This is a genomic window from Rhodococcus sp. PSBB066 (assembly GCF_017068255.1).
Taxonomy (GTDB): Bacteria; Actinomycetota; Actinomycetes; order Mycobacteriales; family Mycobacteriaceae; genus Rhodococcus; species Rhodococcus aetherivorans.
Window position 1 is genome coordinate 2,208,482 of record NZ_CP070859.1, and the last position, 15,460, is coordinate 2,223,941.

Genomic DNA, 15,460 nt, shown 5'->3' on the forward strand with positions numbered 1-15,460 from the left:
CGATGCGCAAACGCAGCCGGAGGCCCGATCTTGTGTCACCGTTCGCAGTGGACTTCTTCGAGTACCCGCTCAGATCGGTCAACGGCGCACCCGATAGCGCAGGTGAAGCACCCGGTTGCCCTGAATCACCACGTCGGGATCCTCCAACAGGTGCTGTACGTGGACGGACCCGAAGTAGCGCTTGCCGGACCCGAACACGACGGGTACGACGTCCATGCGCACCTCGTCGACCAGGCCCGCGGCAAGCACCTGGCCACCGACGTCGCCACCGGCGACCTCGACGATGCGGTCACCCGCGAGCTCCTGCGCCTTGGCCACGGCTGCCTCGACGCCGTCGACGAAGTGAAATGGCGCCTCGGGGGCCCAGCCCTCGGGCTTCGGCCGGTGCGTCACGACGACCACGTGGTCGACCCCGCCCGGAGGCTTCCCCTCCCAGCCGTCCGTCATGTCGAAGACGTGGCGGCCGACGATTGTCGCCCCGATCTGGTCCCAGTACGGCCGGGTGTAGTCGTAGGACGTCTGCGACACCTTCACCTCGCCGCTCTCGTCCAACGGGACGTCACCGCTGGACAACCAGTCGAACAGCGGTCCGGGCTGGTCGTTCTCGTCCGCGACGAAGCCGTCCACCGACACCGAGCTGTACATGACCACCTTGCCCACGGGGCTCTCCTTAGACCGCGACGTGCCTGACGCTACCCCTGGGGCGGGCTGTGCCTGCCCTGATCTGACCGTGTTCTGCCGACTCGACGAGCTCGGTCTCGAAGTGACCAGGCCGCGGTTCGAGCCGGACCGTGCTGTCTTGGCCTGTCGCGTCGTCGAACCCGACGGGTCGGATGAGAGGTGGTGTCGCCGCTGCGGATGCGAGGGATCGTCGCGCGACACCGTGACCCGGCGTCTGGCGCACGAGCCGCTGGGTTGGCGGCCGACCACGCTGGTGGTCCCGATCCGTCGCTATCAGTGCTCCGGCTGCGAGCATGTGGCGCCAGGACACCAGCCTGGCTGCTGAGCCGCGGGCGAAGCTCTCGCGAGGTGGTCTGCGGTGGGCACTCGAAGGCGTCGTGCGCCAGCACCTGACCGTCGCGCGTGTCGCTGAAGGACTCGTGGGCGCCTGGAACACCGCCAACGACGCCGTCCTGGCCGAGGGCAAGCGGGTCCTGATAGACGATCCGCACCGGCTCGACGGCGTCCAGGTTCTCGGCGTCGATGGATCCCCGCAGCGGTCGCGGTGATGGATCCCTTCCACGGGGTCCGCGTAGCCGGTGACGCGCTCGACAAGTGCCGGCGTCGGGTCCAACTCGCGATCCACGGCCACTGCGGTCACAAGGACGACCCGCTCTACGCCGCCAGGAGGACCCTGCACACCGGCGCCGACCTACTCACCGACAAGCAGCAGGACCGACTCACCGCCCTGTTCGCCGCCGAAGAGCATGTCGAAGTCGAGGCGACTTGGGGGATCTACCAGCGGATGATCGCCGCCTACCGTCACCCGGATCGAACGAAGGGGCGCGAGCCGATGCGGAACCTGATCGGGTCGGTCAGCGCCGGCGTTCCCGCTGCGCTGAGCGAGGTGATCACGCTGGGCCGAACGCTGAAGAAGCGCGCCGTCGACGTGCTGGCCTACTTCGACCGACCCGGCACCAGCAACGGCCCAACCGAGGCGATCAACGGACGACTCGAACACCTCCGCGGCTCCGCCCTCGGGTTCGGCAACCTCACCACCTACATCGCCGGATCGCTACTCGAGACCGGTGGCTTCAGGCCGCTGCTACACCCTGGATTAGGAAGAGCCGCATTGTGCCCTGGCTCGTTTACGACGATGTGGGCGAGGTGGTCGAGCCAGTTCGGCGGTATCTGGCTGATTGTGTTGCCCCATCGAATCTATTTTCGCGCCAGTGCGTTTGAGGAGCAAGGTCACCAAGGGGCCGGGCTCGCGGACGGCCGGGCTCGCGCTGGCGTTCACGGTGATCGAGGCCGCTGAGGCACGCTGACGCGCCGTGAACGCGCCGCACCTGGTCGCCCTCGTTCGGGCCGGAGCCGTGTTCGAGAAGGGAAGACTCATAGAACGACCGGTTGATGCGTCAACTACGAAGGAGGTCGCCCGACGCTCGCCCATCCACAACGATTTGACAATAACTCGTGTGGCGTCGCGATGAGTTTTGCCCTCCGGTGCAGTCTGATCTGCATGGGCAAACTCATCTATGGCTTCAACGTGTCGGTGGACGGGTACATCGCCGATGCGCAAGGCAACATCGACTGGACCGATCCGAGCGAAGAACTGCACCAGTACTGGAACGACTTCGAGCGGGAGACCGCTCTGTCGTTCTACGGGCGGCGGCTCTACGAACTGATGTCCGCGTACTGGCCGACTGCCGACAAGGCCCCGGATGCCACCCCTCTGATCGTCGACTTCGCCCGCATCTGGCGCGACATGCCCAAGGTCGTGTTCTCGCACACCCTGGAGTCCGTCGACTGGAACTCCCGCCTGGAACGCGGCGACCCGGTCGAGGTGGTGACGAGGCTGAAAGCCGAAACCGACGGCAGGCTGGAGGTGGCCGGCGCGACGCTGGCAGCACCGATCGTGCAGGCCGGACTGGTGGACGAATACCGGATCGTGGTCGCGCCCATCGCCGTGGGCGGCGGCACCCCGTTCTTCCCGACCCTGCCGTCATGGATCTCGCTGCGACTGTTGGAGAACCGCACCTTCCCGGGTGGCACGGTGCTCCTGCGCTACGAGGCGAAACACGACTGATCGGACATACACAGCCAGGCGAGCTGCGGATGCACTACGAGATACACGACTCGAGCGGCACGGAAGTACTGCTGCTGCACGGCAGCCTGTTCGACATCCACCAGCAGTTCGACGGACTGCTGCCCGGGAAACTCGCAGAACGACCGATCGACCCACCCACCACCCTGGAGGTCGCCTGAAACTCGCCCATCCACAGGTCTTGACAATATCTCGATCCTAGGAGCGCGCACTGTCGGACTCGGAGAGACCGGAGCGGATTGCGCAAGGCCTACTACGACGCATGGTCCGAGGTCGCATCAGTCAAAGCAATGCGACGACGGTCGCGGCAAAGACCACGGTGGAGAACCCGAATTCGGCGATCGACGGCGGCTTGTCCCACCACGGCACCCCGCAGCTCGACACATACCACCAGCCGTTCGGCCCGATGAACGACATGGTCACCACGAACGACACCGCTGCCGCGAACAGCGCCCGATTGCGCCGCGAACGCAACACCGCGGGGCCGGTCGCCACGGCAGCGAGCATCGCCACGATCGCCACCAGCAGGCACAGCACCAGGGTGAAGACCGCGAACCGGCGCGCCAGGGACCCGTCCACGGTGATCTGCAGCAGGTACTGATAGCGCAGATACCCCTGGAACCACGGCACATTCGGGCCGACCTCGTGTACGTGCTGCATCTCCAGCACAGCCGCAGGGGTCTGGGCCGAGAAGACCGGCACCAGCACCACCAGCCCGGCCGCGACCATCGGAGCGAGCAGCGGCAACCATCCCATGTTGCGAGCCGGTGATGGAGGATGCGGGCGATCGGGCGGGCGCCGGCGATCGATGCGGCGAAGCAGATGATGCCCGACGGGCCGGCGGTGACGGTGATCGCGCCGATGAGGATCGCGGCGGCGGGCAGCAGACGCCGGGCGATCGCGCGTTCGACCGAACACCAGGTCAGCACGACACCGGTGGCCCCTCGTCTTCGTTGCCCGCGGCTTGCGGTGTCCTGGCGCGGATATCGACTCGGCGGGAGGTGCGCGCACGCTGTGGCCATCCCGAGTTGCCGGGGTGTGAGGGCCGGCACAGTGAACAATATAGGTCAAATGACCTATATTTTGGCCATGGCTGACACGCTCACACGAGACCACGAAGGTCCGGTCCTGATCGTCGGTGGATACGGAACCGTGGGTTCCGCACTGACCGAACTCGCCGCTCCGCACTGGCCGTTGCTGCTGACCGGGCGCAATCCCGAGAAGGGCGCGGCGCTCGCCGACAAGCACGGGGCTACGGTGCGGCGCTGGGATCTAACGGATCCGGCGCCATTTCGGGCGGCGGTCCGAGCGGTGATCGGAACGGTCAACGATCCGATCGACCGGGTCTTGACGGCTGCGGTCGGCGCGGGCGTTCCGTACGTCGACATCACGCGATGGACCAGCCGCATGACCCGCGCCGTCGCCGCGGCAGCCGTGATGAGGCCACGTGCGCCGGTGCTCTTCTCGTCGGCGTGGATGGGCGGAATCACGAGTGTGGTAGCCGCTGCCCTGATATCCGAGCGCGGCGGAGGTGCCACCTCGGTCGATATCGCAGTTCGCTGGGACATGAACGACATGGCCGGCATCGATTCGGTCGACTTCATGGATCGGCTCGGATACGACTACGAGGTTCGTCGGGGCGGACTACCGGTGACGGTGGCGCCGTTGACAGATCCGCGGATCGTGAATATCGCCGGGTCGCGCACCAAGGTGGTCCGAATCGACACCCCCGAACAGCTGACGCTGCCGATCACCCTCGATGTCGGCACCGTGTCCACACGCATCGGCTTCAGCTCGGGCGCGGCCACCACGGCGTTGCTCGCAGCGAAGAAGGTCGGGTTGTTCAGGTGGGGCAAGGGGGACCGGTGGACATCCGTACGCCGGTCGTTGTTGTACTCGCCCGGCGAGGGAGGGAACGCCGAGATCCGGGTCGACGTCGACGGCGAGGGGGGAAGGACATCGGCAACGGTCGTCGATCCGCGAGGCCAAGCCCACTTGACTGCGCTCGGCGGCTTCCTCGGTTTGCGAAGAGTGCTCGATCCGACGGGGTCGGAGCCCGGTGTCACCTACCCCGAGCTGCATCCGGATCCGGCCTCGATCCTGCGATCGCTACCCGAGCACGGAGTGGAAGTATTGCGGGAATGATCTCGACGAAGGGCGGCCAACGGCAGGCCGAACTGCTCGATGCCGCCGAACGGGTACTCACGACCCGCGGCAACGCCGATGCGTCTCTGCGTGACTTTGCCGCTGCGGCGGGCGTGCGTATCGGGCACCTCCAGCACTATTTTCCGACTCGCGCCGATCTGATCCGGGCTGTGCTCGAGCGGGCGCTGCAGCGCTCGCTCGAGCGGCTGTCGTCCGCACTGGGGCCGGTCGAGGAACGGGGTGAGCAGCCGGCCCTGACCAGGTCGGAAACGACGAGTCTGTTCGAGATCCTGCTCGCAGAGCAGGACGATCCGTCGTGCGTGCGGTTGTTCGTGGAGGTCTGGGCCATTGCCATGAGCGACGAGAGCACGGCCGCGGTCGTCCGCGACTTCTACACCGGATACGTCGGTCACGTGGCCGACCTCGTGGCCTGCGTTCGCCCCGATCTCGACCGGTCGCGGAGCCTCGCGGTCGCGGCGACCGTGGTCAGCCTGGTGGAAGGTTCGGCCATTGTCCACTCGACGGTCGGCGTCGGTCGTTCGGCGGAAGCGAGGAGCGAGATTATCAGGGCCGCAGTCGGATTGGTACATGGTCCCTGAGCCGTCCGGGCAGGTGCCGGCTGTGACCGCCCGCCCCGGTGCCGGCGTCGTCGATGCGGTCCGGCTCGGGGCGGGGTCGTTATTCGGGGTGAGCCGAGCTCCACGCCTGCCAGATATCGGGACGGAGCCGGCCCCGATCCGGCACCGGGAGGCCTTGGGCACGTGCCCAGGCCCGAACCTCGGCGGTGGACGGCGCCGGCGGTGCCACCTCCCCGGCGCCGCTCTCGGATTCGGCGATGTCCCCGGATTCGGCAGCGGGCGCGTCGACCGGGCGCGGTGCCGCAATGCGGGCGATCGCCGTGTTCTCTGCCTCGGCCCAGACGTAGGCCGCCGCCAGATAGCGGTAGGTCCACTGCTCCGCCAGGGCGCGGTTGTCGCAGAACACGATCGGCACGTTCGGCCAGCGCACCTGCAACTCGGCCAGACCGTCGGCGACGGTCGCCGGCCGCACCCGCTCGAGCGCGAAGATCGCCGAGTACCGGTCCTCGACCACGATCGCGGCCCGCGGTAGGGCCGCCAATTCGGCCAGCGCGTAGCGCAGCGTGCCGTTCGTCAGGCTCGAGACCAGGTCCGGCACCGACTTGCGTTCGACCGAGGCCACGAGGCGGTCCTCGAGGAAGACCCCGTAGTCCCCGCACGGCAGTGCGCGTTTGGTGAGCCCGACCTGCTGGTCGGCGAACCGGTAGGCGTAACGCTCGTGCGAGTCGACGACGATGGGCAGCTCGGCGATGCCGGCGGCCCGCGCGGTGGGTGTGCGCACGTTCGGCCGGGCCTGTTTGCGGGTCCGCGGGGACTGCCAGAACACCACCTCGCGCCCGCGCGCGGTGGTGTACACGATCTGCGATCGGTTCTCCCGGCCCCGATCGAGTACCAGATCGATTGCCGCGCCGCGCCGCGCACACGACCGCACGGCCACCCGCTCGACCACCTCGGGGTCGTCGGGCCATTCGTCGATCGGCACCGGATGGCAGTACAGCGCCTTCGTGCGCGGCCAGGTTCCCGAGGTGCGAAACACCAGCCCGCCGTCGAGGGGTACCCGCAGCAGGTAGCCCAGCTTGGACGCCGGCTCCGGATTCACCGCGATCACCATTTCCACAGCTGTCAGGGTCTCATCGCAACGCAAGGACGTCCGCGGGTGCCAGAAGTTACCCGCCGGTACACCTACCGGGGTCCGGTCGCAACCGGCATCATCGATCGTAATTGATTGATCGATTACTCAATGAGCGCGCGCAGCGGTGTGCGGTCCCGAGCAAGGAAGACGGACGTGAACTCTGTGAACGGTGAGACGGCGCTGGTGACGGGAGCGGGTCAGGGGGTGGGACGCGGCATCGCCCTGGCGTTGGCTGCGGCCGGAGCCCGGGTGGCCGTGGTGGGGAGGACGGCCGACAAGATCGAGAAGGTGGCGGCGGAGATCGAGGAGCGCGGCGGCCGCGCTGCCGCCTTCGTGTGCGATGTCACCGATGCGGCCGGGATCGATCTCCTGGTGGAGCGGGTGATCGCGCGATTCGGCGGCCTGTCGATCCTGGTGAACAACGCCCAGTCGACGGTCCACGGACGATTGCTCGACCTCGACGAACAGGTCTATCAGCGGGGGATGGATTCCGGGCCGACCGCGACACTGCGGCTGATGAGGGCGTGTCACCCGCATCTGAAGGGCGGCGGCTCGATCGTCAATCTCGGGTCCGCGGCGGGGGTGCGCTGGGACCCGTCCGGATACGGTGGCTACGCGGCCGCCAAGGAGGCGATCCGCGTCCTCACCCGCACGGCGGCGTGTGAGTGGGCCGCCGACGGGATTCGAGTCAATGCGATTCTCCCGTTGGCCAATTCATCCGCCCTCGAGGTGTGGGCGCAGGAGAGTCCGGACGAAGCGCGGGCGTATCTCGACACCGTGCCGCTCGGGCGGCTGGGCGACCCCGAAACCGACATCGGTCCGGCGGTGGTCTTCCTGTGCAGTCCGGCGGCACGGTACATCACCGGTCACTCGCTCCCCGTCGACGGCGGTCAAGCGCTGATGCGCTGAGACGTGCGACGGACATCGCTACTCGTACCTTGTCGCGGAAGAGAGAAACGTCCAGATGCCCGATGTGCTCGCACCGGCCCGGTCCGGCCCGGCTCGGTCCCGTGGCCATGTGCAATCGAATCATCAAGGAGGAGAAGGCCGAAGGGATGTTCCGCCCTGATCAACCATGCCGGGGCATATCGGTCCGCCACGACGGTGTGCTGTCCCTGCCCCCCTTCTACGTTATACACGATTCGAGGCTCTCATGAGGCCCGGAATTGTGGCCGATAATCGCCTGCGGAACGCCGGAACCTACAGGTGAGGGGCAGGGGAATGGGATATGTACTGGACTTCCGGGAGATCGATCGGACGCAGGTTGCGGTCGCCGGCGGCAAGGGCGCGAACCTCGGAGAGCTGTCGCGAATCGAAGGCATACGTGTGCCGGCGGGGTTCTGCGTGACGACTGACGCCTTCCGGCGGGTCGTGGCAGAAGTGCCGTCCCTCGACGATCGGCTCGATCGATTGTCGCGTCTCGAGGCGGCGGATCGAGATTCGATCCGCGTGCTCAGTGCGCAGATCCGCCGTGCGGTCGAAGAGTGCGTCATCCCTGACGATGTGGTGTCGGAGATCGTCCGCTCTCTCGCCCGGCTCGGTGAACAAGCCGCATATGCGGTCCGATCCAGCGCGACGACCGAGGATCTGCCGACCGCATCCTTCGCCGGTCAGCAGGACACGTACCTGAACGTCTCGGGCCCAGCGGCGATTCTCCGGCACGTGAGCCGGTGCTGGGCTTCGTTGTTCACCGAGCGAGCCGTCACCTACCGTCTGCGCAACGGTTTCGACCAGCGGAAGGTTCACATGGCGGTGGTTGTCCAGCGGATGGTGTTCCCGTGGGCGGCCGGGATTCTGGTCACGGCCGATCCCATCACCTCCAATCGGAAGGTCGCGTCGGTGGAGGCAGGCTTCGGACTCGGCGAGTCCCTCGTTTCCGGCTTGGTGAACCCGGACGTCTACAAAGTGCGTGACGGCAAAGTCACGGACAGGACCGTCGCCACCAAACAACGCGCCGTCCAAGCAGCGCCAGCCGGTGGCACGCACATGCGGGGAATCGAGCAGGAGCAGCAGAACCGATCGGTGCTGACAGATGAGCAAGTTGTGCAACTCGAGCGGCTGGGCAGAAGAATCGAAGCGCACTTCGGCAGTCCTCAGGACATCGAATGGTGCCTGGTCGACGACGGTTTCCGAATCGTGCAAAGTCGCCCGATCACCACGCTGTTCCCGGTCCCCGTGGTCGACGACGGGGAGAACCGTGTGTACGTCTCTGTCGGCCACCAGCAGATGATGACCGACCCGATGAAGCCCCTGGGGATCTCCCTGTGGCAACTGACGAGTCCGGCACCCACGAGGGAGGCGGGAGGTCGGCTGTTCGTCGATGTCACCCAGGCTCTGGCTTCGCCGGTGAAGAGAACGGGACTGCTGGACGCTCTCGGCAAGTCCGATCCGCTTCTCGGGGATGCGTTGGCGACCATCGTCGAACGCGTCGACTTCATCAGGTGGTGTCCGGACGACGGGGCCGGCGGTGTACCGGCCGGCGATGCACCTGCCCTGATCGAGGCCGACGAAGGCATCGTCGCCGAGTTGATGGCGCAGAGCCAGGCCTCTGTCGCGATGTTGAAGCGCGAGATCCGGGCCAAGTGCGGAGCGGCGCTGCTCGACTTCATCTCGGCCGACCTCAAGGAGCTGAGGCGGATCCTGTTCGACCCGCGGAGCCACCAGGTGATCACGGCGGCGATGGAAGCAGCCTGGTGGCTCAACGATCGGCTTCAGGCCTGGCTGGGCGAGAAGAACGCAGCCGACACGCTCACGCAATCGGTCCCGCGCAACGTCACGTCGGAGATGGGCCTGGCGCTCGTGGGCGTGGCCGACGCGATCCGGCCGCACCCGGACGTGGTGGCCTTTCTGCAGCACGTCGAGGACGCGGGCTTCGAGGAGGGGAGCTTCCTGGACGAGCTGGCGAAACGCGCCGGCGGCCCGCAGGCGCGCGCGGCGATCGAGGCCTACCTCGACAAGCACGGCATGCGCTGCGTCGGCGAGATCGACATCACGAGACCGCGCTGGAGCGAACGCCCCACCACCTTGGTGCCGATGCTCATGAGCAACCTCAGAAACTTCGGGCCGGGCGCTGGAAAGCGACGCTTCGAGCACGGGCGGCGGGAGGCTCGCAAGAAGGAACACCAGTTGCTGGAGCGTCTGCGCGCCTTGCCGGACGGAGAGCGAAAAGCCTGTGAGGCCAAGCGGATGATCGACCGTGTCCGCGCCTTCTCCGGGTATCGGGAGTATCCGAAATACGGCATGGTCAGCCGCTACTTTGTATACAAGCAAGCCTTGTTGGGCGAGGCCGAGCGGCTCGTGCAGGCGCGTGTGCTTCGCCGCAAGGAAGACATCTTCTACTTGAGGTTCGACGAGCTGCGCGAGGTCGTGCTCACGCACCGATCGTGTGACCAGCTCATCCGTGAGAGAAAGGCCGCATTCCGCTCGTACCAGGCGCTCACGCCGCCCCGGGTGTTCACATCGGACGGCGAGGTCGTCGCCGGAAGGTATCGGCGCGAAGGCGTCCCGCCTGGAGCGCTGGCCGGTACGCCGGTGTCCGCCGGGAGTATCGAGGGGCGAGCCCGTGTCGTGTCGGATATGGCGCAGGCCGATCTCGAGGCGGGCGACATCCTGGTCACCGCCTACACCGATCCGAGCTGGACTACCGTGTTCGTCGCGATCAAAGGCCTGGTGACGGAGGTGGGCGGAGTGATGACCCATGGGGCGGTGATCGCGCGGGAGTACGGATTGCCGGCCGTCGTGGGTGTGGAGGGCGCCACCCGGTTGATTCGCGACGGGCAACAGATCCGCGTGAACGGAACCGACGGGTACGTCGAGATCCTGCCCCAGCGGGACGTCTGAGGGGCAGGAACTGCGGAGCCTGTTCCAGGGGATGCAGGTCCCGATACGGGTAGACCTTCGGTGCGAGCTTGCCGAACAGTCGGACGCCGAGCGTGACCGGTTGGGGCATCACCTTCGCGAAATCGCCGACCGGTGAGCGGTGGTGCGCGCCCCGCTCGTTCTGCTCGGCGGAGTCACCGACCCGGCCGGCACGCACACCGGCACGCGATGCGTCCTGACCCCGGTCCCGAATCCCGCCTCGGAAAAGGTGTCCCGTTGAGCTGACACCCCGCAGCCACAGCGCGGGGAAATTCCTACGCTCGAGGTACCCGAGGAAGGAAGTGATCGATGCAGTCGCTCGACTGTCATGCGTGTGGCAACACCGTGTTCGTGGCGAAGTACAGCCCCGTGCACACGAGCATTCAGTGGACAGGGCCGGCCCGCGACACCTGCCGCGAGTTCGCCGCGGCGGCCCGTCCGGGGGAGACCACGACCTACCTGCCCCGCTGCGGAGCGCTGCACGAGTCGGTCGATCGAGCCGTGCGTGACGGCCGGCTCGTGCCCTCGCAGCGGGTCGAACCGTAGTCGGTCCGGCGTCCGTCGCCGCACCCGGAAGCACATCACCTGGAGGACTTCATGACTGTTGAACCCGAGACCATCGAGGTTCGGAGCATCGAGACGGGCAGCAACCCGACGCGGTACGCCCGCGGCTGGCACTGCCTCGGACTGGCGAGGACGTTCCACGACGGAAAGCCGCATCAGATCAAGGTATTCGGGACCGACCTGGTGGTCTTCGAGGATTCGAAGGGCGCCCTGCACGTCCTCGACGCCTTCTGCCGGCACATGGGCGGCAATCTGGCCCGGGGCGAGATCAAGGGCGACACGATCGCGTGCCCGTTCCACGACTGGCGATGGGGCGGCGACGGCCGGTGCGCGGAGGTGCCGTACGCCCGCCGCACCCCGAAGATCGCCAGGACGAAGTCCTGGATCAACATGGAACGCAACGGCTTGCTCTTCGTGTGGAACGACCCGCAGGGCAACCCGCCGCCGGCGGACGTGACCATCCCCGGGATCCCGGACTACGGGACCGACACCTGGAGCGAGTGGACGTGGAACACCTTCCACGTGACGGGATCGAACTGCCGGGAGATCGTCGACAACGTCGTCGACATGGCACACTTCTTCTACGTGCACTTCCAGATGCCGCAGTACTTCAAGAACGTCTTCGAGGGTCACATCGCCGCACAGCACATGCGTTCGACCGGCCGTGACGACATCAAGACGGGTGTGCAGCTGGATCTGCCGGATTCGCAGACGATCTCGGACGCGATGTACTACGGACCGTCCTTCATGCTCGACACCGTCTACACGGTCGCTGGAGACGTGACGGTCGAGACCAAGCTCGTCAACTGCCACTACCCGGTCACGCAGGACTCGTTCGTGCTGCAGTTCGGGACCATCGTCAAGAAGGTGGACGGGGTCGGGGACGAGGAAGCCGCGGCGATGGCGACGATGTTCACCGAGGGTGTGGAGACGCAGTTCAAGCAGGACGTCGAGATCTGGAAGCACAAGACCCGGATCGAGAACCCGCTGTTGACCGAGGAGGACGGCCCGGTCTACCAGTTGCGTCGCTGGTACAGCCAGTTCTTCGTCGACGTCGAGGACGTCACTCCGGAGATGGTGCAGCGCTTCGAATTCGAGGTGGATACCAGTCGGGCACTGGAGAACTGGCAGAGGGAAGTGGACGAGACCATGGCACTGCGCGGCTGACCCGCGAGCGCCGGCCCGCGCCGAGCCGTACCGTCTCGGCGCGGGCCGGCGGCGGTCGTCAGCCGGTGCGCGGCCGGAAGCCGTCGACGAAGATCCGGGTGATGTCGCGCGCGAGGTCGGCATTGGAGCGCTGCGCGCTCGGTCGGTGCCAGCGCGGTGCCTGCCAGACGGCATCGCGGATCAGCTGGTAGAACACCTCCGGATCGATGTCGTCCCGGAAGATTCCCCCGGCGACACCCTCGGTGATGGCCTCCCGCCACGCCTTCTCCACCTCGTCGGCAATCTCGGCCAGGTCCGCCTCGACGAGGCGGTCCCGCATGTACTCGCCCTCGCGCTGCCAGATCGTCGTGGCGCCACGGTAGTTCTCCGAGGTGGTCAGGGCGAGCAGGACGAGCGCTTCGATCCGCTCGACCGGCGGCAGGGTTCGGGACGTGATCTCGCGGCACCGGGCGGACAGGTCCTCGATGTATTCGCGGATCAGTTCGGTGACGATCGCTTCCTTGGACGGAAAGTAGTGGTAGAGCGCCCCGGAGTAGACCCCGACCTCGTCGGCGATCTCCCGGATGGTGGTTGCCGCGATTCCCTTGGTGGCGAACAGTTGTGCGGATCTGTCGAGGATCTGGCGGCGGCGCTCGTGCGGATCCATGGCACTCCTCGGGGCTCGGTCGTCGACGGCCGGTCCATTGTGACACATCCATTGATCAAACGATCAGTGGAGCCTCAGACGGCGTGCTGTGAGTCCGCCGACCGGAGTCGGGTGAGGCGACGCCACGTCGTGAGGGCGGCCATGCGCACGGGGCCCGCCAGGGCGGCGGGGCGGATCGACGAGGTGGGGCCGCTGACGGAGATCGCGCCGACACACTTGCCGGCGTGACCGATCGGCGCCGCGACACAGGAGACGCCCGGGGCAGCCTCGTCGCGGTCGTGCGCCACGTGCTGTTCCCGGGTCCGGGCGAGCTCGCTGCGCAGCCGGTTCGGGTCGGTGACGCTGTGGCGGGTCCGGGCCGTCGGCGGACGCTCGGCGAACAGCGCGTCGAGGTCGGTTCTTCCTTGTGCCAGAAGCGCCTTGCCCAACGCGGTGCAGTGTGCCGGCTGGCGTCCGCCCACGCGTGACGGGATGCGCATCGAATAGGGGCCGCCCACCTTCTCCAGATACAGCACCTCGGCGCCGGTGAGGACCGCCAGGTGGACGACGAGACCGGTGTGGCCGTGCAGTTCGTGCATGACGGGCAGGGCGGCCCGGTGCAGGGTGTCGTTGTGCTGGACGAGGGACCCGAGCTCGAGCATCTTCGTGCCCAGCGCATACGCGGGAGCGTCCCGTCGCACCCAGCCGATCTCGACGAGCTGGGTCAGCAGGCGATGCGTGGACGAGCGGGGCATGCCCGTCAGGCGGGTGAGCTCGGCCAACGTGAGCCGCTCGCTGTCGCGGAATGCCTCCAGCAGCCGGGCGGCGCGATCGATCACCGCCACCGGCACATCGCTGTGCGTCATGCTCTGCCTCCCACCGCCGAAGCGCGGTTTCCTCTACTGATCAAGCGATCAATCAATGACTGTGGTGACTGTAACAGTTCGTCCGAGGGGCGGGAAGTGGAATCGAAGACCGAAACGCGGTCGATGGGGGCGGATCACCCGAGGGCGGCGGCCTCCTGCGAGGTGGCCGGCGGCTTCGCAGCGCCACGGTGACACCGACGAGCCGGCCCCGCGGCGACCGCCAGCGACGCCGCGGAAGCGACGGCACACGTCAGGTAGGACGGCGCCCTGCCCAGCGCCCTTCGAGGGCCTCGCCCACCTGCCGGGCGAGGTGGTCGAGGTGCCGGCGGGTCACGGTGTCGTGGTCGGTGACATGCTCGCGCAGGAGATCGAGCTGGTCGGTGATCGCCGTGCGCTGCTCGCCGGGGGCGGCTTTCCATGCCAGCTCCCGCAGCATCGACAGCAGCGCGTCCAGCACCATCGGATCGTCGGCGCCGTAGAGCCGCGGCTGGGTGCACACCAGATCCAGCAGCTCGGCGAAGGTCGGCCGCGCCAGCACCACCCGTACCCGATCGTGCTCGTCGCACTGGGTGTACGGGCCGAGCCGAAGGTCGAGAAGGTCGGCGAGGACCGCGGTGCACGAGATCAGTCCGTGCACGGCGGTGGTGGGATCGTTGATCCCGGGCGAGAGGGCCCGCACCACCACATCGGTCAACTGCCGCAGTCCGTAGCCGATGTCCTGGACGGCGGTGCGTTCGCTGCCGGTGCGCAGCGCCGCGCGTACCCGTTCGCTCAGCCGGTGCGCCGCGTCCTCGGTCAACGGCTCCTGCGGGCGGACGGACCAGGAGAACGCGACCGGTGTGCCCGCCAGGACCGGGCTGCCCACCGGGCGGTTTACCCACACCACCGCCTCGGCCCGCTCCGCCGCGGTGAGCAGGGCGTGTTCGTCGATCTCGACGAGGAATCCGGACGAGGCCGCTTCGACGAGGTGCGGGTGCGGCGGTGGCGCGGGCACCGGCACGGCAGGTGTGTCCCGGCGTGCGGGAGGCAGGAGGCGGGTGGCGGTGGCGCAGGTGTCGGCCCGCACGTGCTCGAGCACGGCTTCGACGCGGATCTGCCGGACCAGATGTCCGAGGAACAGCACCAGCGCGACGACGCTGGCCACCGCGAGCAGGTATGCCGTCGTCACCGCCATCTGCGGGACGAACGCGGTGCCGTCGGTGTCGCTGCGGACGGTGCGCAACACGGTCAGCGCGTAGATGAACGTCGCCAGGAACAGCGCCAGGGTGCGTTGGACGACACGGTCGGCGGCGAAGGTGCGCAGTAACCGCGGGGAGTACTGGCTGCTGGCCAGTTGCAGGGTCACCAGTGTCAGCGAGAACGTCAGCGCCGTGACGGTGATCAACGAGGCGGCGATCGCGCTCAGTACCTCGCGGGCGGCGTCGGCACCGCCCCCGAACAGATATCCCGCCACCGTCGGTGGCAGCCGGTCATCGAGGGCGGCGTCGAGCTCGGGCAAGCCGATGCCGGCCAGCACGGCCAGCAGCACCGCGGCCGTCGGGACGGGCCACAGCCGGGAGCGCACCGCTTCGACGAACACCTGTCGACGCTTCAGTACGGAGGAGATCGGTCCCCGTCGCCTCCGGGCCCCGGGGCCGCCGTCGGTCTCGAACTTCACGGACACCGCCCGGAACCACATTCCTCGCGCATACCCCCGCCCGCGGCCGGGTAATCGCGCACCCGTCACTGCGCCTGCCGGAGGGCGGCGGATCGGTTGGA

General features: G+C 67.6%; 13 protein-coding genes and 3 pseudogenes. 10 read left to right on the top strand and 6 right to left on the bottom strand.

Translation table 11 applies throughout. The features are described from left to right. Positions 1-78: 78 nt before the first annotated feature. Positions 79-660 carry a dihydrofolate reductase family protein gene (locus tag JYA75_RS10305; RefSeq protein ID WP_203329965.1) on the bottom strand — a complete coding sequence of 194 codons (582 nt, stop codon included), beginning with the start codon at positions 658-660 and terminating at the stop codon, positions 79-81. A 22-nt stretch (positions 661-682) separates the two neighbouring features. Here JYA75_RS10305 and JYA75_RS10310 point away from each other — a divergent pair. The 4 genes and pseudogenes from JYA75_RS10310 to JYA75_RS10325 form a co-directional block, all read left to right on the top strand. Next, a pseudogene (locus JYA75_RS10310) lies at positions 683-1,780 on the top strand (transposase); the annotation flags it as partial. Positions 1,781-1,868: 88 nt separating this feature from the next. After that, positions 1,869-2,153, top strand: a pseudogene (locus JYA75_RS10315) (hypothetical protein); the annotation flags it as partial. A 29-nt stretch (positions 2,154-2,182) separates the two neighbouring features. Continuing rightward, positions 2,183-2,749, top strand: coding sequence for a dihydrofolate reductase family protein (locus JYA75_RS10320; protein WP_043798707.1), 567 nt, complete (start codon positions 2,183-2,185; stop codon positions 2,747-2,749). Between the two features lie 29 nt (positions 2,750-2,778). Next, complete coding sequence (locus tag JYA75_RS10325) at positions 2,779-2,928, top strand: hypothetical protein (protein WP_161780434.1); 150 nt, start codon at positions 2,779-2,781, stop codon at positions 2,926-2,928. Between the two features lie 124 nt (positions 2,929-3,052). Here JYA75_RS10325 and JYA75_RS10330 read toward each other — a convergent pair. Beyond that, positions 3,053-3,702: pseudogene (locus tag JYA75_RS10330) on the bottom strand (arabinosyltransferase domain-containing protein); the annotation flags it as partial. Here JYA75_RS10330 and JYA75_RS10335 point away from each other — a divergent pair. Both JYA75_RS10335 and JYA75_RS10340 read left to right on the top strand, forming a co-directional pair. Then, positions 3,593-4,912, top strand: coding sequence for a saccharopine dehydrogenase (locus JYA75_RS10335; RefSeq protein WP_239010563.1), 1,320 nt, complete (start codon positions 3,593-3,595; stop codon positions 4,910-4,912). The pseudogene JYA75_RS10330 and the gene JYA75_RS10335 sit on opposite strands and share 110 nt — an antisense overlap. Continuing rightward, positions 4,909-5,511: a TetR/AcrR family transcriptional regulator gene (locus JYA75_RS10340; protein WP_029545695.1), complete on the top strand. Its 603-nt coding sequence runs from the start codon at positions 4,909-4,911 to the stop codon at positions 5,509-5,511. The genes JYA75_RS10335 and JYA75_RS10340 overlap by 4 nt, the downstream gene beginning before the upstream one ends. Before the next feature lie 79 nt (positions 5,512-5,590). Here the strand turns inward: JYA75_RS10340 and JYA75_RS10345 are convergent, their stop codons facing one another. Further along, on the bottom strand, positions 5,591-6,601 hold the full coding sequence (locus JYA75_RS10345) for an ERCC4 domain-containing protein (RefSeq protein WP_037201126.1): 1,011 nt from the start codon (positions 6,599-6,601) through the stop codon (positions 5,591-5,593). A 174-nt stretch (positions 6,602-6,775) separates the two neighbouring features. Here JYA75_RS10345 and JYA75_RS10350 point away from each other — a divergent pair, with 174 nt between their 5' ends. The 4 genes from JYA75_RS10350 (at position 6,776) to JYA75_RS10365 (ending at position 12,211) form a co-directional block, all read left to right on the top strand. Next, the gene (locus JYA75_RS10350; protein ID WP_029545691.1) at positions 6,776-7,531 is read left to right on the top strand and encodes an SDR family NAD(P)-dependent oxidoreductase; all 756 of its coding nucleotides are present in this window, start codon (positions 6,776-6,778) and stop codon (positions 7,529-7,531) included. 312 nt (positions 7,532-7,843) lie between these two features. Continuing rightward, a complete protein-coding gene (gene rph, locus JYA75_RS10355) occupies positions 7,844-10,462 on the top strand; it encodes a rifamycin-inactivating phosphotransferase (protein ID WP_203329966.1) in 2,619 nt (872 codons plus the stop codon). 327 nt (positions 10,463-10,789) lie between these two features. Continuing rightward, positions 10,790-11,026, top strand: a complete 237-nt coding sequence (locus JYA75_RS10360) for a hypothetical protein (RefSeq protein WP_006930830.1) — start codon at positions 10,790-10,792, stop codon at positions 11,024-11,026. A gap of 51 nt (positions 11,027-11,077) precedes the next feature. Continuing rightward, positions 11,078-12,211 carry a Rieske 2Fe-2S domain-containing protein gene (locus JYA75_RS10365; RefSeq protein WP_203329967.1) on the top strand — a complete coding sequence of 378 codons (1,134 nt, stop codon included), beginning with the start codon at positions 11,078-11,080 and terminating at the stop codon, positions 12,209-12,211. 58 nt (positions 12,212-12,269) lie between these two features. Here JYA75_RS10365 and JYA75_RS10370 read toward each other — a convergent pair whose 3' ends face one another. From JYA75_RS10370 to JYA75_RS10380, 3 genes are all read right to left on the bottom strand, one after another. Beyond that, positions 12,270-12,857, bottom strand: a complete 588-nt coding sequence (locus JYA75_RS10370) for a TetR/AcrR family transcriptional regulator (RefSeq protein ID WP_043798406.1) — start codon at positions 12,855-12,857, stop codon at positions 12,270-12,272. 74 nt (positions 12,858-12,931) lie between these two features. Beyond that, entirely contained in the window at positions 12,932-13,702 is a 771-nt protein-coding gene (locus JYA75_RS10375; protein WP_006936671.1) for an IclR family transcriptional regulator, read from the bottom strand. Between the two features lie 250 nt (positions 13,703-13,952). Then, positions 13,953-15,380, bottom strand: coding sequence for a DUF2254 domain-containing protein (locus JYA75_RS10380; RefSeq protein ID WP_203329968.1), 1,428 nt, complete (start codon positions 15,378-15,380; stop codon positions 13,953-13,955). Between the last annotated feature and the right edge of the window lie 80 nt (positions 15,381-15,460).

Coding starts and splice junctions, on each gene's coding strand:
- JYA75_RS10320 (WP_043798707.1), top strand. CDS start 2,183: ATGGGCAAACTCATCTATGGCTTCAACGTGTCGGTGGACGGGTACATC.
- JYA75_RS10325 (WP_161780434.1), top strand. CDS start 2,779: ATGCACTACGAGATACACGACTCGAGCGGCACGGAAGTACTGCTGCTG.
- JYA75_RS10335 (WP_239010563.1), top strand. CDS start 3,593: ATGCCCGACGGGCCGGCGGTGACGGTGATCGCGCCGATGAGGATCGCG.
- JYA75_RS10340 (WP_029545695.1), top strand. CDS start 4,909: ATGATCTCGACGAAGGGCGGCCAACGGCAGGCCGAACTGCTCGATGCC.
- JYA75_RS10345 (WP_037201126.1), bottom strand. CDS start 6,601: ATGGTGATCGCGGTGAATCCGGAGCCGGCGTCCAAGCTGGGCTACCTG.
- rph (WP_203329966.1), top strand. CDS start 7,844: ATGGGATATGTACTGGACTTCCGGGAGATCGATCGGACGCAGGTTGCG.
- JYA75_RS10360 (WP_006930830.1), top strand. CDS start 10,790: ATGCAGTCGCTCGACTGTCATGCGTGTGGCAACACCGTGTTCGTGGCG.
- JYA75_RS10365 (WP_203329967.1), top strand. CDS start 11,078: ATGACTGTTGAACCCGAGACCATCGAGGTTCGGAGCATCGAGACGGGC.
- JYA75_RS10370 (WP_043798406.1), bottom strand. CDS start 12,857: ATGGATCCGCACGAGCGCCGCCGCCAGATCCTCGACAGATCCGCACAA.
- JYA75_RS10375 (WP_006936671.1), bottom strand. CDS start 13,702: ATGACGCACAGCGATGTGCCGGTGGCGGTGATCGATCGCGCCGCCCGG.
- JYA75_RS10380 (WP_203329968.1), bottom strand. CDS start 15,380: ATGTGGTTCCGGGCGGTGTCCGTGAAGTTCGAGACCGACGGCGGCCCC.